The organism is Pseudomonas sp. SORT22, assembly GCF_018417635.1.
Classification (GTDB): Bacteria; Pseudomonadota; Gammaproteobacteria; order Pseudomonadales; family Pseudomonadaceae; genus Aquipseudomonas.
Genome location: NZ_CP071007.1, coordinates 2,489,068 through 2,512,821, shown reverse-complemented (window position 1 = coordinate 2,512,821; position 23,754 = coordinate 2,489,068). Strand labels below are relative to the sequence as shown.

Sequence of the window (23,754 nt, the reverse complement as noted above, 5' to 3'; positions counted from 1 at the left end):
GATCTCTTTATTGTTCTGGGGTCGGGTCAGGCTTTGACGGTGCGTTTTTCGATACGCTTCTCGAAGGTGCCGACGATGACCCGGTCGACATAGATGCCCGGGGTATGGATTTCGCTCGGCAGCAGCACGCCCGGCTCGACGATCTCTTCGACCTCGACCACGGTGATCTTGCCGGCGGTGGCGGCCAGCGGGTTGAAGTTCTGCGCGGTGTTGCGGTACACAACGTTGCCGTAGTGGTCGGCCTTCCAGCCCTTGACGATGGCGAAGTCGCCGGTGATGGACTCTTCAAGGATGTACTTGCGGCCGTTGAATTCGCGCACCTCTTTGCCTTCGGCGACCGGGGTGCCGTAGCCGGTGGCGGTGAAGAAGGCCGGGATGCCGGCGCCGCCAGCGCGCATTTTCTCGGCCAGGGTGCCTTGCGGGGTGAGTTCCACTTCAAGTTCGCCGCTGAGCAGCTGGCGCTCGAACTCGGCGTTTTCGCCCACGTAGGAGGCAACCATCTTGCGGATCTGGTGCTCTTCAAGCAGCACGCCCAGGCCAAAGCCGTCGACGCCGCAGTTGTTGGAAACCACGGTCAGGCCCTTGACGCCACGGCGCTTGATTTCGGCAATGAGGTTTTCCGGGATGCCGCACAGGCCGAAACCACCGGCCAGTACCGTCATGTTGTCGGTCAGGCCTTCAAGGGCCTGTTCATAGGTTGCTACGCGCTTGTCCAGTCCGGCCATGCTGATCCGCCTTTTGTAGTTGTTGATCCGACAGGGGTGTCGGCGAGCGTTTGAACCATCTTCACCCCTGAGCACTTATTTGTTAATTTTGTTTTTATGATCGATTGATTAACTTTTCAAAAGAATAGCCTAGCCCGATGAACGTCAAACAGCTGCGCGCCTTCGTCACCGTCGCCAAATACCAGAGCTTTGCCCAGGCTGGCGAACACCTGCACCTGTCGCAGCCTGCCCTGAGCCTGACCATCAAGGCCCTGGAGGACAACCTCGGCGGCGCCCTGCTCAGCCGCACCACCCGCAGCGTCAGCCTGACGCCGGAGGGCGAAGTGCTGCTACCGCTGGCCCGGCAATTGCTGGCCGACTGGGACAACACTGAAGAATTGCTGCGCCAGCGCTTTACCCTGCAGCTTGGGCGGGTGTCGATCGCCGCCATGCCGGCCTTTGCCGGCAACTTGCTACCGGCGGCGCTGAAGGTGTTCCGCCAGCGCTACCCGAGGGTCAACGTCACGGTGCACGACGTCATCAACGAACAAGTGCTGGAACTGGTGCGCCACCGCCGCGTCGAACTGGGCATCGGCTTCGAACCCGAAGCCAGCGAGCCGCTGCGCTTCACGCCGCTGTACCTGGACCGCTTCGTCGCCGTGGTGCCAGCCGACTCGCCGCTGGCGCAACAGCCAAAGGTAAGCTGGCGTGAACTGCTGGGCGAAGACTTCATTGCCCTGCAACGCCCTTCGGCGGTGCGCCTGCTGCTGGAGCAACACCTGGCCGCCGAACACGGCAAGCTGGCGGTAGCCTTTGAAAGCCATCAGCTGTCGACCATCGGCCGCATGGTTGCCAACGGCCTGGGCGTCAGTGCCGTGCCGGCGCTGTGCATCGGCCAGATGCAGGAGCTGGGTGCGCGTTGCGTGCCGCTGATAGAACCGAGTATAGAACGGCGTATTGGCGTGACCCTGCTGGCCGACCACAAGCTTTCGGCAGCGGCGCAGGCGCTGCTGGAGGTGCTGCAGGAGTGCAACGCCGGCAACCTGCTATGAACTGCCGACTCACTCAAGGCAGATCGGCGACATAGGTCACTTGCGTCACACCGTTGACGATGCTTGCCGACGCATAACCGCCTGCCTTGATTCGTGCATCAACCGATTCATGCACCAGCAATGCGTTGGGCAATACCCGCGGGTAAGGCTGGCGTAACGGCGGCATGGCGCCAATGACCAGTTTGCGCCTGCCCTTGCTCCACACCAGCCGCGGGACCCATTCGGCAATTCGCCAGGCACGGTTCATCGAGTCATGGGATTGCGCCAGAGGGTCCGGGGCTACGCCGGCCAACGGGTTCAATTGTGCCTGGCAGGCCTGGGCGTCCAGGGCCAAACCTGCGGCACCGGCCTGGGCGAACATCCAGCGCAGGGCCACCAGGGCCAACTGCGACTCGGCAACCGCATAACCGCCACCGACATCACAGTGCACGCCGCGAAAAAACACCTCTTTGACATCGGTCGGATCTGTCGGCTTGGCCCGCCACAAGTGCTGGCGAAAGAAGCAACGACGCTCATCAAGCGACACGGCATGACGCACCTTCGCCACACTTGGGTTGCTGGCGGTAAAGGGAATACTGACCGGGTCATAGATCCAGCCCAGGGATTTCACCGTGTCGAACAGGCCAAGAAAGCTGATCTCCAGGTCGCGGCCAAACGTCTCCTTGAACTGGCGCTGTAGAGCAAAATCAGGGGTCTTGTCCTGGTCTCGGGCCAGCAGCATGGACCAGGCATAATCGAAAAGATGAGTCTGATGGGCCGGCACCAACCCCAGCCCATGCACCAGGGCGGCGAGCACCCTGGCCGCGTAAGCGCCGCGCGAGAAGCCGAAAACAAACACCTGGTCGCCCGGCTGATACTGCTCGGCAAGAAAACGATACGCCCCTTCAACATTGCGCTTGAGCCCCCAGCCGAAGGCCAGGCCAAAGATCCGCGCCGGCAGTTTCTGCCATTCGAACAGGGTTTCCTTGAGGCCGAAGGTACCGACGCCCTGATCATAGTAAGACAGGACTTGCTGCGGGTCAGGATTGAGTGCCCGCACAAGGCGCAGTATATGCGTCGGTTGCTGACTGAAACGGTTGTTGGTGCCGTCCAGGCATATCACCAGTTGCCGCGCCATGTGCAGAGCCTCCTGTGCTGACGCTTTGACTATAGGTCAATGATGCTTTATCGCCATCAGCTGCGTTGCAACAGCTATAGTCAGCACATCACGCGCAGTCGCAACTCCCTCTTCACTGGAGTCTAACCCGATGATCAGGATCGAACGCGGGCCAATCCCAGAGGTGTTTTCCTCCGCGGCGTTTACCCGGCTACGCAGTGAAGCCGAGGCGTTCTATCGCCAGCCTGCGGCGAAACGTGCCCAGGCGCGTTTTGGCTTCCAACGCATCGCCGCACGCTTGCACCCGGATATTCGTCTGCTCTGGAGTGAACGCCAGGTCAATAAGTGTGCCTATTGCGAGCAGTTGGTCAGCCGCCCGGAAATCGAACTGTTCAGACCGCGCTACGGCAGCACCGACTTCAGCGGTGGCGTCTCCGATGACCACTATTGGTGGTTGACGTTCGAATGGAGCAACTACCTGCCCAGCTGCGCCGAATGCAATGCACTCAAGGGGCCGCGCTTTCCGGTGCAAGGGCCACGGGCCAAAATGGGGACCACCGGGGAAGCCCTGCGCCAGGAAAAAAACCTGCTGCTCGATCCCGCTGAAGATGATCTTGATGGAGTATTCCTGTTTCTCAGCGACGGCAAGATCACCAGCGCAACCGAACGCGGCCAGGCCACCATCGATGTGCTGGGCCTGAACCGCAGCAACCTGATCAAGGCCCGGTCGGATGACCTGCGCAATCTCGAACATCTGCAAGCGCTGATGAAAAACAAGCGCCCCGACACAAAGAGCCTGGAATACCTGGCGCAAATGGTCAGGCCGCAGAGCCCGTTCTGCGCCATGCGCCGCCAGTTTGTCCGGGCCTGGGCGGAACAAGTGGTCGCGCAGTTCCCCAGTAGCCACAAGCGCATGACGGATTTCCTCAATTTCAACACCGCGCTGGGTGCCTCGAGCAGCGCGAGTAACAGCAAGGCGCTGCGCGATGCGTCCAGAGACCTGACACAACGAACCAAGGCGCTTGAGTCATTCTCGATCGAGCAATCGCAGCCGCCCGAACAACTGTATCGGATGTCTCAGTACATTGAGCGCATGGAATTCAGGCATATCCGCGCGGTTGACCACCTTCAACTCGAACCCTCGTTCAGCGATGGCAAGATCGGCTCCTGGTACATGCTGCTCGGTGAGAACGGCACGGGCAAGAGCACCTTGCTCCAGGCACTGGCGTGCGCGCTGATTGGCCAGAGTGGCGTTGAACGGTTGGGCGTGCAGGCCACCGACCTGCTGCAAAAAGGCGCAGCCCGCGGCGAAGTCAGCGTCGAGCTGTCTGGCATGTCGGAACCTATCGTCATGACCCTGACCCGGCGCGGCAACAAAATCAGCATCAAGCCAGCGGAGCCGAAAGTCATGGTACTGGCTTATGGCGCGACTCGTTTAATGGGTAAACCGCAGCCAGCCGACCCGTCAGCTGCGGCCAGAAGCAAAGTGGAAAACCTGTTCGACCCGACACGCTTCCTCGACAACGGAGTCCCCTGGCTGAACACCGCAAGTTCGGCAGAATTCAATCGCTTCGCCCGCTCTCTGACCTCGTTGCTGCCCAGCGCCGACGGCGTCCAACTGGTTCGGCGCAATCATCAGATCATCGTCAAGAGCCCCTCCGGGCAAGATACCCTGACAGCCGTCAGCAGTGGCTACCAGGCCGTGCTGGCATTGGCCATGGATATCATGAGCATCATGCGCCTGGGCTGGCAGGATATGTCCTCGGCGGAAGGCATTGTGCTGATCGACGAAGTCGACGCCCATCTGCATCCGCGCTGGCGAATGCGTATCGTGCAGCGCCTGCGCGAAGTGTTTCCGCGGGTACAGTTCATTGCCACCAGCCATGAACCCCTCACCCTCAGGGGGCTGGACAGCAGTGAAATCGCCGTACTGACCCGCATTCTCGATGGCCCGGTCACGGCCATGACCACCAAGAACACTGAACTGCCCTCCCCACGCTTCATGCGCGTCGATCAACTGCTGGCGTCAGAATACTTCGGCCTGCATTCGACCGAGGACGTGGAGATCGATCGCCTGTTCGAGGAGTACTACCGCCTGCTGGCCATGGAGCAACGCAGCCCTGGCCAGCAGGATCGCCTGCAGACCATCAGCGAGCAGTTGCGGGGCAACAACAAGATGGGCCTGACGCCTCGGGAGCACATGGTTTTTGAAGCGGCCGACAAGTTCCTGGCCGAGCGCATGACCAGTGCCCGCGAGCTGCCGGCGGAGGATGAGCATGATGCGCTCATCGAACTCAAGAGCCTGTGGGAGGAAATCCAGCTTGAACCGGCCCAGCCTGTGGCGCACGACGGGAAAGGGCCTGAATCATGATCAAGGTACAACGCAGCGCCGCTCCGGCCGTGCTCGATGGGGCGCAGTCTGCCGGCCAGGACGAGACCCGGCGCGCGATCGCGCATATCGTCAATGCCACGCCTGCAACCCCGCCTCCGCCCTTTGAGTTCAGCGTGTACAAAGACCCGGAAATCGTCGAGGCCCTGCGCGTGCTGTTCCACAAGAAATGTGCCTACTGCGAATTCAATTACGCCGCCGGTGGCCCGGAAGACATCGAGCACTTTCGCCCCAAAGGCGCTGTGGTGATCAATGGCAAAATGAGCAAACCCGGCTATTACTGGCTCGCTGCCGACTGGGACAACCTGCTACCGTCGTGTATCGATTGCAACCGCAAACGCGGCAAGACCTTTGCCGATGACAGCACCGGCATGTCCGGCAAAGCCAATCTGTTCCCTGTGGTCAATGAAACGCTGCGCTGGCGCGACCACGCCGCGCAAAAAAATGAAATTGAGTTGCTGCTCAATCCTTGCGTGGACGACCCCGAGCAGCACCTGGAGTTTCTTGCCAAGGGCCTGGTCCGCCCCAGGACAATCCAGATAGCTGCCAACCTGGTGCCCAGCCCGAAGGGGCAAGTCTCCATTGAAGTGTACGGTTTATTGCGTCGCGACCTCGTCGAACAGCGCCAGCTCAAGGAAAAGCGCGTCAAGGCGGCGCTGGAACGAGCGCTCAAAGCCATTGAAATGATGCGCCAGGCTACCCATCCGGCGCTCAAGCAAAATCTCAGGGATCACGCCCGGCAATTGCTCGAAGATGCCAGAAGCCACCTGGCACCAAACGAGCCTTTTCTGGCCGTTGCCCGCACCATTTTCAAGAACTACGGACTCGATTGCTGATGACTGACACGAAGCCCCCCCTCGCACGATTGCAAACAACCTCCCACAAGCTTTCCAGGATTGGCCAGGGCACCTGGTACATGGGCGAAGACCCGGCCCGCCAGCACGCCGAAGTCGCCGCCTTGCAGCACGGTATCGAGCTGGGCCTGAACCTCATCGATACGGCCGAAATGTACGCCGAAGGCGGCGCGGAAAAGGTCGTTGGCAAGGCCATTGCCGGGCGTCGCGAGCAGGTGTTCCTGGTCAGCAAGGTGTACCCGCACAACGCCAGCCTCAAAGGCATTCCCGCGGCCTGCGAACGCAGCCTCAAGCGCCTGGGCACCGAACACATCGACCTGTACCTGCTGCACTGGCGCGGCCAGTACCCGCTGGCGGAAACCGTCGAAGCCTTCGAGCGCTTGCGCGTCGAGGGCAAGATCGGCCGTTGGGGCGTGTCCAACTTCGATGTCGACGACCTGCGCGAGCTGTATCGGCTGAGCGGTGATTGCGCGGTCAACCAGGTGCTTTACAACCCCTCCCAGCGCGGCATCGAATACGACCTGCTGCCCTGGAGCCACAAGCGTAACCTGCCGACCATGGCCTACTGCCCGCTGGCCCAGGCCGGGCGCTTGCTCAAGCACCCGACCCTGGCCGAGATTGCCGAGCGCCATGGTGCGACGCCGGCGCAGGTGAGCCTGGCCTGGGTGATTCGCCAGGACGGCGTGATTGCCATTCCCAAGGCGGTGGACCTTGAGCATGTGCGCCTTAACGCGGCGGCAGCCAACCTGGTGCTCAGCAGTGAAGATTTGCGCGCGATTGACCGGGCCTTTGCGCCGCCGACACGCAAGCAGCATCTGTCGATGGTATGAGGGCCGCGATGCTGTTCAGTGAAAATCCCGACTGCGCACATCCAGCCCCTGCAACAGCGGGCTCAGATCCTCCAGGCGCTGGGCAATCAGGTGGCGTACCCCGCTCTCGCACTCCAGCTTTCCGCTCACCCGCAGCAGTTGCGCGCCCACCAGCACCCGCCGCTGGCGCTCGGCCAGGTCGCGCCAGACCACCACGTTGACGTTGCCGAACTCGTCTTCAAGGGTGACGAAGGTCACCCCGCTGGCGGTCCCCGGTCGTTGGCGCCCGGTCACCAGCCCCGCCACGCTGACCCGATCGTTGTGTTCGGCCTGCTCCAGCGCTTGCGAACTGCGGCACCCCAGGGCATTGAGGCGGCGGCGCAGCAAGGTCAGCGGGTGCGGGCCGAGGGTGGTGCCGACACTGGCGTAGTCGGCAAACATGTCCTCGCTCAGCGACGGTTGCGGTAAATCCACCGGTGCTTCCACTGGCGCCTCGATGCCAGCGAACAACGGCAGTTGCGCCTGCACCGCGGCCACGCTCCAGCGCGCCCGGTAACGGTCGCTGGCAAGCCCGCGCAAGGCCCCGGCATCGGCCAGCAGCTCACGCGCACGGGCATCGAGCTGCGCCCGCAGGCACAGGTCACTGACATCGCGCCAGCCGCACTCGGCCCGCGCCTGTTCGATGCGCAAGGCGTCCTGCTGGCGAAAGCCGCGCACCTGGCGCAGGCCCAGGCGAATGGCCAGGGCGTCCCCTGCCCCCGGCTCCAGGCTGCAGTCCCAGTCGCTGTGGCAGACATCCACCGGGCGGATCTCGAGGTGATGACGGCGGGCGTCCTGCAGGATCTGGTCGGGGCTGTAGAAGCCCATGGGCCAGCTGTTGATCAGCGCACAGGCAAAGATTGCCGGCTCGTGGCACTTGAGCCAGCAACTGGCATAGGTCAGCAAGGCGAAGCTGGCGGCGTGGGACTCAGGGAAGCCATAGCTGCCAAAGCCCTTGATCTGCTCGAAGATGCGCTCGGCAAATTCTGCGCTGTAGCCGTTGTCGAGCATGCCCTGGGTCAGCCGTTGGCGGTGCGGCTCCAGGCCGCCGTGGCGCTTCCAGGCGGCCATGGCCCGGCGCAGCTGGTCGGCCTCGCCGGCCGAATAACCGCCGGCGACCATCGCCAGTTCCATCACCTGCTCCTGGAACAACGGCACGCCGAGGGTGCGTTCGAACACCTGCTTCAGCGCATCCGACGGATAGCTCACCGGCTCAAGCCCCTGGCGCCGGCGCAGGAACGGGTGAACCATGTCGCCCTGGATCGGCCCGGGGCGAACGATAGCCACCTCGATCACCAGGTCGTAGAAGTTCTTCGGCTTGAGCCGCGGCAGCATGGCCATTTGTGCCCGCGACTCGATCTGGAACACACCGACGGTGTCGGCGCGGCCGATCATCGCGTAGGTCGCCGCGCAGTCGGCTGGCACGCTGGCCAGGGTCAACCGGCGGCCACGGTGGCGATACAGCAGGTCGAAACAGCGGCGCAAGGCGCTGAGCATGCCCAGGGCAAGAATATCGACCTTGAGCAGGCCGACCAGGTCGAGGTCGTCCTTGTCCCACTGAATCACCGTGCGCTCGTCCATGGCGGCGTTTTCCACCGGCACCAGGCTGTCCAGCGGCTGCTCGGAAATCACGAAACCGCCCGGGTGCTGGGACAGGTGGCGGGGAAAGCCGATCAGCTCGCCGGTCAACGCCAGCACCCGGCGCAGCAACGGGCTGTCGGGGTCGAAACCGGCTTCGCGCAGTTGCTCGGGCGGCGGCAGGCGGTCGCTCCAGCGCCCGCAGCAATCGGCCAGGGCGTTGATCTGCTGCACCGGCAAGCCCAGCACCCGGGCGATATCGCGCACTGCACCGGCAGCGTGGTAGGTGCTGGCCACGGCGGTGAGCGCCGCGCGATGGCGACCGTAGCGGCGGAACACGTACTGCAGGACTTCTTCGCGGCGGTCGTGTTCGAAGTCGACGTCGATGTCCGGCGGCTCGTCGCGCTCGCGGGACAAAAAGCGCTCGAACAACAGGTGGCTTTTCATCGGGTCGAGCTCGGTGATGCCGAGCACGAAACACACCACCGAGTTGGCCGCCGAGCCGCGCCCCTGGCAGAGAATGCCCTGGCCCCGGGCGTAGTTGACGATGTCGTGGACGGTAAGAAAGTAGCTTTCGTAGTTGAGCTCGGCGATCAGCTGCAGCTCGTGTTCCAGGGACTGGCGCGCCTTGTCGCCAATGCCCCCGGGCCAGCGCTCACGGTGGCCGCGCTCGCACAGATGGCGCAGCCAGGCGCTGGCCGTCTGGCCTTCGGGCACCAGTTCGCGAGGGTATTGATAGCGCAACTGGCCCAGGTCGAACTGGCAACGCGCAGCAATGCGCAGGCTTTCTTCGAGCAATGCCGGCGGGTACAGCTCGGCCAGTTGCGCCAGCGGGCGCAGGTGCCGTTCGCCATTGGCGAACAGGCGCTGGCCGGCCTCGGCCACGCTGCAGTGATGGCGGATGGCGGTCATGCTGTCCTGCAGGGCACGACGACCACGGGCATGCATGTGCACATCACCGCTGGCCACGGCCGGAATATCGAGGCGCTCGGCCAGGGCCAGCAACTGTTGCAGGCGCCGCGGGTCATCGGCGCCACGGTGCAGCTCGACCGCCAGCCACAGCCGCTCGGCGAACACCTCGCGCAACCAGTGGCCGCTGGCCTGGTCAGCCTCACTGCCGTCCGGCACCCACAGCGCCAGCAGGCCGTCCAGGGGCGTGGCGAAGTCTTCGCGCAGCAGTTGGTACTCGCCCTTCTTCGCCCGTCGCCGGCCCAGGGTGATGAGTTTGCACAAGTGCTGGTAACCGCCGAGGTTCTCGGCCAGGAGCACCAGCTTGGGGCCGTCGTGCAGGCGCACTTCGCTGCCGACGATCAGCGCCAGGCCCGCCGCCCTGGCTGCCTGCCAGGCGCGGACGATACCGGCCAGGGTGCACTCGTCGGTGATCGCCAGGGCCTGGTAGCCCTGCTGGCGGGCACGCTGGAACAGCTCCTGGGCACTGGAAGCGCCGCGCTGGAAGCTGAAGTTGGACAGGCAGTGCAGCTCGGCGTAGCCCGGGGTGTTCATGCGAACCAGCCCTGTAGCCACAAGCGGCCGTCTTCACCGAGGGTGCGGTAGGCCCAGCCGTACAGACCGCTGGCGGTACGCACCCGGTAGTAATCGCGGCGCACATCGCCGCCGTCCCACCAGCCGGACTCGATGCGCTCGGCGCCGGTCAGCAACTGCACGCCGACGCCGGGCAAGGCCTGGGGCTCGGCCAACAGCCAGCCCGGGCGTGGCGCACCTGGTAGCGCCAGCGCCTGCCGCGGCCCGTCGCCCGCCTGCCAGGCGCACTCGGGGCGGTGATCGGCCTGGGCCGCAAGCCCCCGTACCGCTTCGTCGCCCAGCCGCGCGCGCAGGCGTTCGCGCAGTTGCTCCCAGGGCTGGTTCTGTTGCGGGCGCGGGTCGAACAGTTCGGCGCGCTGCGGCACGAAGGCCGGCAGGTCTTCGGCCAGCAGGCGCAGGTTGCGCACCGGCGCGGCAATCTGCAGTTGCTCAAGGCGGCCACGGGCCAGCTCGAACAGCAGCGACGGATCACGCTCGGCCGCCAGCAGGCCGACCGGCACGCAGGTGTCGGGCCCTTCGCCGTGCTCCAGGTGCAGGGCAAAGCGCTGCACGCCGCTGTCGCGCCCGGCGAGGAAGGCGGCAAGGTCGTTGATCAGCCGGCGCAGGGGGAACAGCAGGGCTTGATGGGATTCGACATCGAAGTTCAGCTCCAGGCGCGCATCGAAGCGGTCCGGTGGCAAATAGAATTCCAGGGCCATGGGCCGGCGCCCGAGCAGGCGGTCCAGGTGCAGTTGCACCGCTGCGGCAAAGCGCCGGGCCAGGGCATCACGGGGCAAGGCCAGGACCTGGCCGAGCTGGCGCAGGCCCATGCGCGCCAAGGCGTTGGCGGCCTCGGCGGGCAGGCCGACGCGGTCGATGGGCATCTGCTCCAGCGCCGCGCGGGTTTGCTGCGGGCACTCAAGGGCCAGGCCGTCGTGGGCATTGGCGAGCATGCGCGCCGCCACCGGGTTGCTGGCCAGGACGATGCGGTGACGAAAACCCAGCGCCTTGAGCTCTGCGCGCAGCCGCGCTTCAAAGGCCGGCCAGGGCCCGAACAGGCCGAGGCTGGACTCGACTTCAAGCAACAGCACCCGTGGGTAATGCAGGCTGACCTGGGAGCTGAAGCGATAGGCCCAGGCGGCCAGAAACTGCTGCAATTGCTCGATAGCTGCCGGGTCGTGCTCGACGCAGGTAAAACTGCCGGCCAGGGCCTGGGCGGTGGTCAGCGCCTGCCCGGCGCGCAGGCCCAGGGCAGCGGCTGGCGGGTTGACCGCCTGCAAGACCCGGCGCTGGGCCGGGCCGCTAAGCAACACCAATGGCGTGTCGGCGTCGTCGCGGGCGCGCAGCACGGCGTCGAGTGCCAGCTGCGGCAGCAGGATACAGGCCCAGAGCATGATCCATCAGCCTCGCCCGGGGCAGGCAATGGGCGTGGCCGGAGCCAGGCCGCCGCGGCACTTGAGCACCCGCCACTGGGCCGGCTGGGCATCGACGGCAATGCGCAGCGCCGCCGGTGACGGGTTGAGCGCAGCCTGTTGCGGGCGACAGGCAAAGGCCAGGGTCTGGCCGCTTTCGGCGGCAACCTGCAAGCGGCGCAAGGCGCGATCATCGGCCTTGTGCGGCCAGCACAGCACGGCGCCGCAACTGCCCGAGCGCAAACACTGCTCGGCGGCCCAGAGTACTTCGCCGGCAGTGGCCTGGACCACTGCCAGCCACTGCAGGTCGACCCCGGCCGCCTGCCAGGCCGGCGGGTAGGGAATGAACGGCGGCGCAATCAGCACCACCCGCTCGCCGGCCTGGGTCAGGCGCGCCAGGCTCGGCCACAACAATTGCAGCTCGCCACAGCCTTCGGCCGCCAGCAGCAGCTCGGTCAGCGCCCCGGGCGGCCAGCCGCCACCGGGCAGTGCCGCATCCAGAGCGGCATGACCGCTGGGCTGCAGGCCCTGGGGCAAGGCCTGCGGGCGGCCCTTCCAGAGCCGTTGCTGGTCGAGCAGGCCGTCGAGGCTGACCACCGCGCCCATCAGCCGCGCCTCACCAGGCCGCAGAACACCCCTTCGATGACGAAGTCGTGCTCCGGCCCGACCTCGATGGGGGCATAGGCCGGGTTGCGCGGCAGCAGGCGGTAATGCCCGCCGGCACGTTCGAAGCGCTTGATGGTCACCTCGCCGTCCAGGCGCGCGACGATGATCTGCCCGTCACGGGCCTCGGCCTGCTGCTTGATGCCGACCAGGTCGCCATCGAGGATGCCGGCGTCGATCATCGAGTCGCCGCGCACCTTGAGCAGGTAGTCCGGCGAGCGGCTGAACAGGTGCGAATCGAGCATCAATTGTTCGTGGATATCCACGTCCGGGCCGATCGGCCGGCCGGCGGCGACCTGGCCGAGCACCGGGATCTCCAGCACCTCGGGGCGGCGCAAGGCACCGGCCAGGCGGATGCCACGGGCCTGGTTGGGGGTGACCTCGATGAAACCGGCCTCGGTCAGCGCCTGGATGTGCTTGCGCGCGACACTGCGCGAGGCAAAACCGAAGGCCGTGGCGATGTCGGCCAGGCTTGGCGGCTGGGCCTGATCGGCGATGCGCTGGCGAATGAAATCGAGAATAGCGCGGCGTTTGGGCGATAGTTTATTCATGGAGTACATTTGTACTCTTTTCCTACGCATCTGACCAGCCCCGCTGATCCGGTTATCATGGCCGGCCACCGCAGCGGAAGCCGACCATGCTTGATGCCCTGTTGTTCGACCTCGACGGTACCCTGACCGATACCGACAAACTCCACCTGCTGGCCATGCAACAGCTGTTGCTCGAAGAAGGCCGGGTGTTCACCGAAGCCGAGTTCGATGCCCACGTCAGCGGCCGGGCCAATGCCGACCTGTGCCGTTACCTGTTCCCCGACCGCCCGGTGAGCGAGCACCAGCTGTTCGCCGAGCGCAAGGAGGCGCGCTTTCGCGCCCTGTCGCCAACCTTGCAGCCCACCGCCGGCCTGCTGCGTTTGCTCGAACATGCCGAACGCCAGCGCATCGGTATTGCCGTGGTCACCAACGCGCCACGGGCCAACGCCGTGCACATGCTCGCCGCCATGGGCCTGGAGCAACGCTTCGAGCATGTGCTGGTGGCCGAAGAACTGGCCCGGGCCAAGCCCGACCCGCTGCCCTACCTCACCGGCCTTGAACGCCTGCAGGCGCGGGCGGCGCATTCGCTGGCGTTCGAGGATTCGCTGCCGGGGGTGAAGGCGGCCAGCGGCGCGGGGATCTTTACCGTCGGGCTATCGACCAGCCAGCGGCCTGAAGCCTTGCTGGAGGCTGGTGCGCAGTTGGTGGTGGAGGATTTCGACGATGAGCGCTTGTGGGCGTTGATCGGGCGGATGTCCGGCTGAAAGTGGGAGCGGGCCTTGCCCCGCGATCGAGCGCGAAGCGGTCGTAATCCGGGCACCACTTGATGGGTTGGCTGTACTGGCCTCATCGCGGGTCTTGCATCAACCCTTTGTGGCTGGCTTTAAGCCCCCACAGACCCACTGTGGGAGCGGGCTTGACCCGCGATGAATTCACCACCGTTCATCAGCCCTGCACTCACCTCTGTCGAATCCCCCACCCGACAATCGACCATGAGTACATTCCCCCAGCGGAGTCGTACCCATGGACAACCATCAAAATCCCCAGGTGGTCTCGCGCAGCGAATGGCTCAGCGCCCGCCGCCAATTGTTGCTGCATGAAAAGGCCCTGACCCACCAGCGCGACGAACTGAGCAAGGCCCGCCGCGCCCTGCCATGGGTGCGGGTCGACCAGGACTACCGCTTCGAAGGCCCCGAGGGCCGCCTGAGCCTTGGCGACCTGTTTGCCGGCCGCAGCCAGCTGCTGGTCTATCACTTCATGTTCGGCGAAGGCTGGGATGAAGGCTGCCCGGGCTGTTCGTTCCTGGCCGATCATTTCGACGGCGCCAACCTGCACCTGGCCCACCACGATGTGTCGCTGGTGGCGGTGTCGCGCGCGCCCTACGTCCAGTTCCAGGCGTTCAAACAACGCATGGGCTGGAAGTTTCCCTGGGTCTCGTCGCATGCCAGCAGCTTCAACCAGGACTTCGGCGTCGGCGCCAAGGGCAGCGACCAGTACAACTATGAGCCGTATTCGGGCGAGGAAACCGAGCTGCCGGGCCTCAGCGTGTTCTACCGCGATGCCGGCGGCACGCTGTTCCACACCTACTCAAGCTACGCCCGCGGCCTGGACATGCTGGTCGGTACCTACAACTTTCTCGACCTGATGCCCAAAGGCCGCAACGAGGAAGGCACCATGGACTGGGTGCGCCATCATGACCGTTACCAAGACCTCGCCCAACCCCCCCACTGCTGCCATGAATAGCCGCACTACCTGGTATTTTTGCCAGTAGCCAGCACGCCCTGGCGGTGCTCGAATGCACCGAGGCCTGTCGACCGACAGGCCCCACCCCGGAGGCAGGGCGTATGGAACTGTTCATCGACCACACCGATTTCGAATCCGACATTGATCCCTGGAATGGTTGGAAGAAAGGGCCCAATGGCAGCATGTTGACGATCAAGACAGAGCAAGGAAATCACTTTGCCGGATTTGAAAACTTCCAGGGCACCCTCAATGGGCGCATTCTCAACAAAACGCTCGAGGGGCTGACACCCGCAACGCACTACACAATTTCCATGCGCGTCAGACGCCAGAAAGACACGTCGATGACGCCCAGCCTGTGGTTCGAATTGGACGGTAATGAACTGGAGGGGCGAATTGCGGTAGTCGACAAGCAATGGCAAACCCTTCGCTGGACTTTTCAAGCCACCAGCATCACGCAACACCTGGAGTTGCTAGGCCGTGACGGCACAGCCCAAACAGGTGGGGATATCAGCTTTGACGATATCCGCATTCACCCCACCACCATCACGGAAAAATTCGACGGCCGGGCAAATCAACTGATCGACCCAGGGCAAAGCATTCAACTGCCGACCATGACCATTAGCCTGCTCGAAGGTCCTGCTGGCATCAAGGCCGGTATCGAGCGCTACGCCTATCCAGAGGCAGGTTTGCTGGAGGGTGAAGCGATCGTCCTGCAACGCGGCGTGAGTAACCCTGCTTCAGCTCAACGGCTGCGGATCGCCCCCATTGTACCGTGCGATAGAATCAAGTTCGCCTGGACCTGGAGACAACGTCCGGGCGAAGTCGAGTTCTACGATGAGCAAGGCCAGCTGCTTGAAACATTGAGCTTTGACGGGGAGCCCAAACACCATTGGGTGGAGTATCAAGCGCCAGCCAATCGCCCGATCGCCTCGCTGGTGATTACCTCGCGCGACCACGCCTTCCTCGATTTTTTCACTTTCTCTCAACTACCCGACGAGGCCGCGACAACACTCAACACTGTGTTCATCGATCACACCGATTTCGAACCCGGCAATGACCCATGGAATGCTTGGCAGAAAGGCCCTAATGGCCAGGCGCTGGCGCTGACCTCCGATGGCAGCAACCACTGGGCGTACTTCGAAGGCTTTGCGGGCAACCTGCTGGGCAGGGTGATGCGCAAGGAACTGGCAGGCCTGACACCCGGCACCGACTATCGCCTGTCGATGCGGGTAAAACGCAACGGCAACAGCTCCAAGACCCCTCACCTGTCATTTGAGCTCGATGGCACCCTACTCGAAGGCGAGTTTGCCGTCACCGCGCCTGAATGGCAGACCTTGCGTTGGCAGTTCCGCGCCCAGGAGCACTCTCACACCCTCGAGCTGATCGGGCGTGACGATACCGGCAACGGCAGTGATAACGGTGCTGATTTCAGCTTCGATGATATCCGTATTCAGCCCGCCATCGTTCACGAGGATTTCAATGGCCACCCGCAAACAATCATAACGGCCGGCCAACATATCGACCTGAGCACCTTGCGTGTGACGCTTTTGCCCGGTTCTACAGGAGAAGCCGCCATTCAAAAACATACCGGCGAAGTGCCCGGCCTGCAGGAAAAGGAAGGCTTGGCAATATGCCGCAACCAGGGTATTCAGCAACCACAAGTACTACGATTTGACTTGGTCGGTATCTATGCATCCTTGAAGTTTGCCTGGACCTGGCATGACCACCCTGGCCAAGTCGCGTTCTTCAACGCCAAAGGTGAATTGCTTGAACGACGTGACGTCCAGCCACCCGCTGGCCGCCACTTGTGGATAGAGTTCACTGCCCCGACAGACAACCCAGTTGCCAGCCTCGAAGTCAAAAGCCAGGACTTTGCCTACCTGGACTTCTTCACCTTCACCAGCGCTTGACCCCATCAGACTGTATCCCGGTCCGGCTTTGCCCTACAGTAACGCGCGTCAATACTCGCGTTACTGTACAGGGCCTGCCTTGCATGATCATCCAGCCACAAAAACCCTCCATCCGCGTCCTGCTGTTTTCGCTCAAGGGCTCGATCATCCCGGCGATCTGGCGCAAGGTGCTGTACACCGTGCTGATCAGCTCGGCAGTGGTAGCCACCCATGGCACCCTGTTCGAGTACAAGGTGATCCTCACCGCCACGCCCTTTACCCTCTGGGGCCTGACCCTGGCGATCTTCCTCGGCTTTCGCAACACCGTGGCCTACCAGCGCTTCTGGGAAGCGCGCACGCTGTGGGGCGAGCTGCTGATCGTCAGCCGCAACCTGACCCGCCAGACCCTGAGCCTGCTGCCCGACCTCGACGCCAACCAGCGCCGCGCCCTGCTCGACCCCTTGATTGCATTCGCCTACGTGCTGCGTGACCAGTTGCGCGGCACCCCGGCCTGCGCCGACCGCCAACGCCTGCTCGACACGCCGACGCGCACCACCTTGGCCAGCAGCGATGCGCCTGCCAGCCGCCTGCTCGGCCTGCTCGGCCAGCGCTTCATGGCCCAGGCCCGCGATGCCGGCGCCGGCGAGGTGATCCAGGCCAACCTCGACCAGCAGCTCAACCGGCTGTCGTACGTGCTTGGCGGTTGCGAGCGGATCAAAAACACGCCCATCCCCTACCCCTACATCCTCATGCTGCACCGCATCGTCCACGTCTACTGCTTCCTGCTGCCGTTCTGCCTGGTCGACAGCATCGGCTGGTTCACGCCGTTTGCCGTGTGCGTGCTGGCCTATACCTTCTTCGGCCTGGATGCCCTGGGTGACCAGATCGCCGACCCGTTCGACACCCAGCCCAACGACCTGGCCCTGGACGCCATGTGCCGCAACCTGGAAATCGCCGTGCGCGAGCTGGCCGATGAGGCGGCGCCGGCACCACTGCAACCGGTCAAAGGGGTTCTGTTGTAAGCGAGGGTTCTTCAGTACGCGCGGCATAGCGCTGGGCCAGTACCGCGCAGACCATCAGCTGGATCTGGTGGAACAGCATCAGCGGCAGGATCATTGCACCGATACCGCCGCCGACGAACAGCACCTGGGCCATCGGCACGCCGGTGGCCATGCTTTTTTTCGAGCCGGCAAACAAAATGGTGATGCGGTCTTCGAGGTTGAAGCCCAGCCAGCGCCCAAGCGCGCCGGTCAGCCACAGCACCAGCGCCAGCAGCAGGCAGCAGACCAGCGCCAGGCCCAGCAGGCGCGACGCAGGTACTGCATGCCACAGGCCGCTGACCACCGCATCGCTGAAGGCGGTATAAACCACCAGCAGGATCGAACCCTGGTCGACGCTCTTCAACCAGCGGGCATTGCGCGCCACCCAGGCGCCGATCCAGCGCCGCGCCAGTTGCCCGGCCACGAACGGCACCAGCAGTTGCACAACGATCTTCAGCACGGCATCGAGGCTCGAGCCGCTGTCACCCTCGACGCCCATCAGCAGCACCACCAGCAACGGCGTCAAGACGATGCCGAGCAAACTCGACGCCGCCGCGCTGCAGATCGCCGCCGGTACGTTGCCACGGGCCAGCGAGGTAAAGGCGATGGCCGACTGCACCGTGGCCGGCAAGGCGCACAGGTACAGCACGCCCAGGTACAGTTCATCGCCCACCAGCGGCAGCAACAGCGGCTTGAGCAGCATGCCCAGTAGCGGAAACATCACAAAGGTGCAGGCAAACACCAGCAGGTGCAGGCGCCAGTGCCCGGCACCGGCGGCGACCGCCTCGCGCGACAGCTTGGCGCCATGCAAAAAGAACAGCAGGCCGATGGCAAGGTTGGTCAACCAGCCGAACAGCACGGCGCCACTGCCTTCGCAGGGCAGCAGCGTGGCAATGAGGATGATCCCGAGCAGCGCCAGGGTGAAATTGTCGAACAGCATCCGCAGGTACTTCATGGCCGCTCCCGGCTTGTTATTGTGGCGCCGCAGACGTTAAGGTCTTTGCCCGATCTTGACTAACGCCAGCGCCCCGCCAGTGTCGCCAAAAGGACAACCGCCCGCCTTCACCCCGCAGTCACTGGAGCAGCTGACGGCACTGCCGCGCCCGGTGTATGGCCATGTGCAGGCGCTGCCCAACGTGGTGCTCGGCTACCGCCATAGCCATCCGTGGGGGCAGTTGTCCTATGCCATTCGCGGCGTGCTGGAGGTGCACACCGACCAGGGTTTCTACCTGGTGCCGCCGCAGCGCGCAGTTTGGCTGCCGGCGCACGTGCCGCACCGGGTCAGTTGCGCCGACGACACCTGCCTGCGCAGCCTGTACCTGGAGCAAGCACCGGCAAGCTGGCGCGAGCCGCAATGCCGGGTAGTCGCGGTCAAGCCGCTGTTGCGCGAGCTGATCCGCAGCTTCAGCGAACTGCCGGTGGAATACGACAGCGAGGGCCCCGACGGGCGCCTGGTGCAGGTGCTGCTCGACCAGTTGGACAATGCAGAACAACAGCAATTGATGCTGCCGCTGCCACTGGACTCTGAGTTGCGCGCCCTGTGCAGCCACCTGCAGGCACAACCCGATTCGCCGACCGGGCTGGCCGACTGGGCGCGGCAAGCCGGCGTGTCGGAGAAAACCCTGAGCCGGCGTTTTCAACGCGAAACCGGCCTGAGCTTTCGCCTCTGGCGCCAGCGCATGCGCCTGCTTTGCGCCCTGCCGGCCCTTGAGCGCGGCGAGCGGGTCACCGACGTGGCCCTGGCCTGCGGCTACGAATCACTGTCGGCGTTTATCGCCGCCTTCGGCAAGCAGTTCGGCCTACCGCCGGGGGAGTTCTTTCGCGCACGCAACGGCAGTGATGGTTGAGCGCCTGCACGTCGAAATCCGCCGACCAGCCTGATACTCTTGCGCCCATTCGTTTTGCCTCTTGCCAGAAAAGGAGTTCCCATGGCAACGCTCACCGTCCGCGACGAGTCGGTTTCGGGCGAAGTCTTCGACGATTTCGCCCTGCACTTTGCCACCGACACCATCACCGTGCGCCAACTGATCCGCGAACGGGTCCATCAGGAAGTCCTGCAGCGCAGCACTGAAACCGGCCACAGTCGGCGCCAGCGCCTGGTCAACCCCGAACCGCTGGAAGCTGCGCTCAATGGCGAGCCTGTCATCGAGCGCCAGACCATCGATTGGCGCAAGCAGGTCGACATCGCCTGTGAGGCCTTCGAGCGCAATGGCTTTTTCATCCTGCTCGACGAGCGTCAGGCCGAAAGCCTCGACGAAGTCCTGACCATCCGCCACGACAGCGTGGTCAATTTCATCAAACTGACCCCGCTGGTAGGAGGCTGAACCTCATGGCACTGGAACAACTTCAGGCGTTTCGCCACGACCGCGCGCAAACCGAACTGGGCCCGGTCGAGCACATCGGCCCGGACGGCTACCCGCTGCTGGCCGGCTCCGAACTGCGCCACGAGCATGAGCTGATCGGCGAACTGCTGCCGCTGCTGCAAAAAATTCACGGCCGCCCCGACGCCATGGTCTTCGCCCTGGGCAAATTGCCGGCGGTGATGGCCCTGAGCCCTGACCCGGCGCTGCGCACGCGCCTGGTGCTGGCGCTGATCGAACGGGTGGTGGCCTACAACGGTGAGCTGAGCACCGCCAGTGCCGGGCATGCCTTCTCGCACATTTTCGACTACGGCGTACTGCCGGCGCTGATGACCTGGCTGATGGAAAACGGCGCCGACGTCGGCCAGCTGGCCGAGCCTGTGCTGCAGTGGTTCACCAGCTACCGCTTCGCCTATTACGGCACCCTGCCGACCCTGACGGTGACCGACTGGGTCATCGCGCAACACTTCAGCACAGTGCCAACCGACCTGCGTGACCTGCTGATCATGCTGCGCAGCCAGTGCGCCGACCTGGGCCACTACGGCAACTTCGGCGAACAACTGCTGGCCAAGCTCGACCCGCTGCTGGGCAGCGGCGCCTGGCAGGTGTTGGCGCCGTGCGAACACTGGACCCAACTGGCCCTGGAAGACCTCGAACAACTGAGCCCCGAGGTGCGCGAAGACTGGCTGGCGCTGTTGCGTCAGGCCGCTGCGGCAACTTCGGCGCGGCCCTCGGCGAAATGGCTGAAGAACGCCCAGGCGCTGTTGGCCAAGGTCGGTGAAGCACCGCTGCGGGCGGCACTGCTGCGCTGGTTTGCGCGGGTCGATGCCGGGCGCTGCGGCGCGTTGCTCAACGTCGGCTGGGAAAGCACCGATGACCGCGCACGCATGCACGATGGCAACGCCACGGTGCTGCGCGGCCTGTTGTGGATGTGCGCGCCGCTGGCCGACAGCGAACTGACCCGGGCCATCGCCCGCCTGGCCCTGAGCGCCTACCGCAAGGTGCGCGGCATCGGCCCACGGGCGCCCAAGGTCGGCAACGCGGCGGTGTTCGCGCTGTCGTCGATCCCAACCAGCGAAGCAGTCGGGCAACTGGCCCTGCTCAAGGTGCGGGTCAAGTTCGGCACCGCGCAGAAGGAAATCGAAAAAGCCTTCACCAGCGCCGCCGAAGCACTGCAACTGCCCCGTGACCAGATCGAAGAACTCGGCGTGCCGACCTACGGCCTGGAACAGGTCGGCCTGCGCCGCGAAAGTTTTGATGACGGCGCCTTTGTCGCCGAGCTCAAGGTCGATGGCAAGGCCGCTACCCTGAGCTGGTTTCGCGCCGACGGCACGCCGCAAAAATCGGTGCCGGCCAAGGTCAAGGCCGACTACAAGGACGAGCTCAAGGAGCTGCAAGGCGCGCTCAAGGACATCGGCGCCATGCTGCCGGCCCAGGCCGAGCGCCTGGACAGCCTGTTCCTGCTGGAAAAGCACTGGCCGTACGATCAATGGCAGGAGCGTTACCTCGACCACCCGCTGATCGGCACCCTGGCGCGGCGGCTGATCTGGGTGATCAGCGACGGCGGCCAGCAGCACGCCGTGGTGTTCAACGAAGGCTGCCTGCAAACCCTGGACGGTAAAACCATCAGCCCTTCCAGCGCGGCGCAAGTGCGCCTCTGGCACCCGATCGGCCGCCCGCTGGAGGAGGTCCTGGCCTGGCGCGAGCGCATTGAAGCGCTGCAGATCACCCAGCCATTCAAGCAGGCCCACCGCGAGGTCTACCTGCTGACCGAAGCCGAGCGCAACACCGCCAGCTACTCCAACCGCTTCGCCGCGCACATTTTGCGCCAGCACCAGTTCCACGCCCTGGCCGCCGCCCGCGGCTGGCGCAACAAGCTGCGGCTGATGGTCGATGACACCTACCCGCCGGCCAGCCGCGAACTGCCGGCCTGGGGCCTGCGCGCCGAGTTCTGGATCGAGGGCGTGGGCGACGACTATGGCGTCGATACCAACGAAGCCGGCGCCTTCCTGCGCCTGAGCAGCGACCAGGTACGCTTCTACCCGATCGACGCCGCCCAGCGCAGCGCCCATGCCGGTGGCGGCGGTTATGCCTTGAACCGCTGGGATAACGCCGTGGACGCTGCGCCCTTGCCGCTGGACCAGGTGCCGCCGTTGGTGCTCAGCGAAGTGATGCGCGATGTCGACCTGTTTGTCGGCGTCGCCTCGCTGGCCAACGACCCGCTGTGGGCCGACGGCGGGCCGGACGGCCGCTACCGCGATTACTGGCACAACCACTCGTTCGGCGAGCTGGGCGCCACCGCGCAAACGCGCAAGCAATTGCTGGAAAAACTGCTGCCGCGCATGACCCGCCTCAAAGACAAATGGACCCTGCACGGGCGCTTCCTGGAGGTCACCGGCAAGCTGCGCAGCTACAAGATCCACCTGGGCTCGGGCAACATCCTGATGCTGCCCAACGATCAGTACCTGTGCATCGTCCCCGACGCCAAGGCGCGGCAGAAAAACACCCCGCAGTACCTGCCGTTCGAGGGCGACGCGCTGCTGTCGATCATCCTCTCCAAGGCCTTGCTGCTGATTGACGACGACAAGATCAGCGACCCGACCATTACCCGGCAGTTGGCTTTGAAGTGAACCCGAACAGACACTGATCGGCGCTTATGCAGGAACTACCAAGGAAGGAAAGTGAATGACGTTCACCCATTACGCGATGATCGAAGATATTGTGCTGGATGGCTCGAGAATGCTAGCGGTTCTTGACTGTATAACTAGGAACGCCGTCGATCAGCTGAGCTATAAAACCTGGTCAAACGTGGGGCCCAACAATGAGTATCTGCAGCAGACATTGTTGCTAACAGTCGATATTCAGGATCTGACTCAATCAATCGTATGGCGCAACCAGCCCACTCCGCTCTATCGCGGCTTCTGGTTGAAATTCACGCTTGACCACACAAACACACCGCCACCTGAAAATGCGGTGATTGCCGAGTTTCTGAGTTTGGCCGAGCTGCAGGAACAAACGTCTCATCGATTTACGTTGACCGGCATCCGCGCAGCACAGCCCCAGCTTCAACAACTCGCTTATCTGCACGGTTTATCAGCAGATGAAGCAACCCTCCATAGCGTACTTGATGCCGCCGCCCGCCAGGCCGGTACGTCCCGCTGGGTAGTGGCCTACGACATCGGTCAAGGCAATGCCAATGCCTTGATTGATGTCCATGGCCACCCTTGCCTGTTTTATGACCTGGGCTGGCCAACGAGCAGCAATGCCTGCACACGCCCCGCCGATCGCCCAGCGTTGCTGATTGATCATCGATGCTGCAACGATGGCGAGCTCTTCGCTCCAGTAGTGCTGTCTCACTGGGACTTCGACCATTGGGGCTACGCTGTAGGCAACATGGACTACAACTTCGGCCTACGGGCAGCCAACATGGTGTTCAAGCCTGAAGCTGTGAACCGGCCCTGGATTGTTCCGCAGCCGCCACCGCCACGTAACAACTCAGGGCTGGGGCCCTCTCATTTGCGCTTCTTTGCGCACTTGTACTACCCTCTGGTATGGCCCAATTCACTCGAGCAGATCACTTTCAGCGCTGGCACCATCACCCGCACTGACCCTAGCCGAACTCCGCACAATCGCAACAACCAGGGGCTAGCCTGGTTTGTGATGGACTACCCGAACTGCGCAGCGGCCACTCTGCTGCCTGGTGACATCGAGTATGACAAGATTCGCTGGCCGGACCCTAGGCCCGATTTGGTCTCCCTGGTTGCCAGCCACCATGGTGGACGAGCCGGAATGCCGCCGGCAGCGAGCACTTTGGTGCCGGCACATCTGACCCTGTCGCTTGGTCAAGACAATACCCATCACCATCCCAGCCCCGTGGCACTTGCCAATCATGCAAGGATGGGTTGGCCCGCCCCCATTGTTACCAAGGATCGCACACGGCGTGCTGGGTCGGGGCTGACTAGCGGCTCAGTGCTTATTCCACTCGATCCTGCGGCGGTAAAACCAAGCTTCGGTTGCATCCAATTGATTTCCAGCAATCTGGTGCCAACCCAGTAGAAACGCAATTACCCTTACC

General features: G+C 63.9%; 19 protein-coding genes. 12 read left to right on the top strand and 7 right to left on the bottom strand.

Annotated elements, in window-relative coordinates:
* Positions 1 to 26: 26 nt before the first annotated feature.
* Positions 27 to 725 carry a CoA transferase subunit A gene (locus JYG36_RS11750; RefSeq protein ID WP_045194087.1) on the bottom strand — a complete coding sequence of 233 codons (699 nt, stop codon included), beginning with the start codon at positions 723 to 725 and terminating at the stop codon, positions 27 to 29.
* 137 nt (positions 726 to 862) lie between these two features.
* On the opposite strand from JYG36_RS11750, the gene JYG36_RS11745 reads away from it, so the two are divergent.
* Positions 863 to 1,756 (top strand): LysR family transcriptional regulator, encoded by an 894-nt coding sequence (locus tag JYG36_RS11745; protein ID WP_213604040.1) that lies wholly within the window; start codon positions 863 to 865, stop codon positions 1,754 to 1,756.
* 13 nt (positions 1,757 to 1,769) lie between these two features.
* Here the strand turns inward: JYG36_RS11745 and JYG36_RS11740 are convergent, their stop codons facing one another.
* On the bottom strand, positions 1,770 to 2,873 hold the full coding sequence (locus JYG36_RS11740; RefSeq protein ID WP_093381578.1) for a T6SS phospholipase effector Tle1-like catalytic domain-containing protein: 1,104 nt from the start codon (positions 2,871 to 2,873) through the stop codon (positions 1,770 to 1,772).
* 130 nt (positions 2,874 to 3,003) lie between these two features.
* Here JYG36_RS11740 and JYG36_RS11735 point away from each other — a divergent pair, with 130 nt between their 5' ends.
* Genes JYG36_RS11735 through JYG36_RS11725 form a run of 3 tightly spaced genes read left to right on the top strand, consistent with a single transcriptional unit; the run spans position 3,004 to position 6,925 of the window.
* Positions 3,004 to 5,223 carry an AAA family ATPase gene (locus JYG36_RS11735; protein ID WP_213604039.1) on the top strand — a complete coding sequence of 740 codons (2,220 nt, stop codon included), beginning with the start codon at positions 3,004 to 3,006 and terminating at the stop codon, positions 5,221 to 5,223.
* A gap of 29 nt (positions 5,224 to 5,252) precedes the next feature.
* Positions 5,253 to 6,077 (top strand): HNH endonuclease family protein, encoded by an 825-nt coding sequence (locus tag JYG36_RS11730; RefSeq protein WP_213604038.1) that lies wholly within the window; start codon positions 5,253 to 5,255, stop codon positions 6,075 to 6,077.
* The gene (locus JYG36_RS11725; protein WP_213604037.1) at positions 6,077 to 6,925 is read left to right on the top strand and encodes an aldo/keto reductase; all 849 of its coding nucleotides are present in this window, start codon (positions 6,077 to 6,079) and stop codon (positions 6,923 to 6,925) included. Before JYG36_RS11730 ends, JYG36_RS11725 begins: the two co-directional genes overlap by 1 nt.
* Before the next feature lie 15 nt (positions 6,926 to 6,940).
* Here JYG36_RS11725 and JYG36_RS11720 read toward each other — a convergent pair whose 3' ends face one another.
* The 4 genes from JYG36_RS11720 to lexA are packed head-to-tail and all read right to left on the bottom strand — an operon-like array spanning position 6,941 to position 12,677.
* Positions 6,941 to 10,045, bottom strand: a complete 3,105-nt coding sequence (locus tag JYG36_RS11720) for an error-prone DNA polymerase (protein ID WP_213604036.1) — start codon at positions 10,043 to 10,045, stop codon at positions 6,941 to 6,943.
* Complete coding sequence (locus JYG36_RS11715; RefSeq protein ID WP_093381567.1) at positions 10,021 to 11,436, bottom strand: Y-family DNA polymerase; 1,416 nt, start codon at positions 11,434 to 11,436, stop codon at positions 10,021 to 10,023. Before JYG36_RS11715 ends, JYG36_RS11720 begins: the two co-directional genes overlap by 25 nt.
* A gap of 6 nt (positions 11,437 to 11,442) precedes the next feature.
* A complete protein-coding gene (gene imuA, locus JYG36_RS11710) occupies positions 11,443 to 12,060 on the bottom strand; it encodes a translesion DNA synthesis-associated protein ImuA (protein ID WP_093381566.1) in 618 nt (205 codons plus the stop codon).
* Positions 12,060 to 12,677, bottom strand: a complete 618-nt coding sequence (gene lexA, locus JYG36_RS11705; RefSeq protein WP_045194093.1) for a transcriptional repressor LexA — start codon at positions 12,675 to 12,677, stop codon at positions 12,060 to 12,062. Before lexA ends, imuA begins: the two co-directional genes overlap by 1 nt.
* A 77-nt stretch (positions 12,678 to 12,754) precedes the next feature.
* Between lexA and JYG36_RS11700 the strand changes: the two genes are divergently transcribed.
* The 4 genes from JYG36_RS11700 (at position 12,755) to JYG36_RS11685 (ending at position 17,301) form a co-directional block, all read left to right on the top strand.
* Positions 12,755 to 13,411 (top strand): HAD family hydrolase, encoded by a 657-nt coding sequence (locus JYG36_RS11700; protein ID WP_093381565.1) that lies wholly within the window; start codon positions 12,755 to 12,757, stop codon positions 13,409 to 13,411.
* Positions 13,412 to 13,670: 259 nt separating this feature from the next.
* Positions 13,671 to 14,390, top strand: coding sequence for a DUF899 domain-containing protein (locus JYG36_RS11695; RefSeq protein ID WP_213604034.1), 720 nt, complete (start codon positions 13,671 to 13,673; stop codon positions 14,388 to 14,390).
* Positions 14,391 to 14,491: 101 nt separating this feature from the next.
* Positions 14,492 to 16,300: a carbohydrate binding domain-containing protein gene (locus tag JYG36_RS11690; protein WP_213604032.1), complete on the top strand. Its 1,809-nt coding sequence runs from the start codon at positions 14,492 to 14,494 to the stop codon at positions 16,298 to 16,300.
* 83 nt (positions 16,301 to 16,383) lie between these two features.
* Entirely contained in the window at positions 16,384 to 17,301 is a 918-nt protein-coding gene (locus tag JYG36_RS11685; RefSeq protein WP_093381557.1) for a bestrophin family protein, read from the top strand.
* Here JYG36_RS11685 and JYG36_RS11680 read toward each other — a convergent pair.
* Complete coding sequence (locus tag JYG36_RS11680; protein WP_093381554.1) at positions 17,282 to 18,274, bottom strand: bile acid:sodium symporter family protein; 993 nt, start codon at positions 18,272 to 18,274, stop codon at positions 17,282 to 17,284. The genes JYG36_RS11685 and JYG36_RS11680 overlap by 20 nt on opposite strands.
* A gap of 79 nt (positions 18,275 to 18,353) precedes the next feature.
* Here JYG36_RS11680 and JYG36_RS11675 point away from each other — a divergent pair, with 79 nt between their 5' ends.
* From JYG36_RS11675 to JYG36_RS11660, 4 genes are all read left to right on the top strand, one after another.
* Positions 18,354 to 19,166 (top strand): AraC family transcriptional regulator, encoded by an 813-nt coding sequence (locus tag JYG36_RS11675; protein ID WP_093381551.1) that lies wholly within the window; start codon positions 18,354 to 18,356, stop codon positions 19,164 to 19,166.
* Between the two features lie 81 nt (positions 19,167 to 19,247).
* Positions 19,248 to 19,643, top strand: a complete 396-nt coding sequence (locus JYG36_RS11670) for a hypothetical protein (RefSeq protein ID WP_093381548.1) — start codon at positions 19,248 to 19,250, stop codon at positions 19,641 to 19,643.
* Positions 19,644 to 19,648: 5 nt separating this feature from the next.
* Positions 19,649 to 22,309 carry a DUF4132 domain-containing protein gene (locus JYG36_RS11665; RefSeq protein ID WP_093381544.1) on the top strand — a complete coding sequence of 887 codons (2,661 nt, stop codon included), beginning with the start codon at positions 19,649 to 19,651 and terminating at the stop codon, positions 22,307 to 22,309.
* A gap of 55 nt (positions 22,310 to 22,364) precedes the next feature.
* Positions 22,365 to 23,735: a ComEC/Rec2 family competence protein gene (locus tag JYG36_RS11660; RefSeq protein ID WP_213604031.1), complete on the top strand. Its 1,371-nt coding sequence runs from the start codon at positions 22,365 to 22,367 to the stop codon at positions 23,733 to 23,735.
* The last annotated feature ends 19 nt before the right edge of the window (positions 23,736 to 23,754 follow it).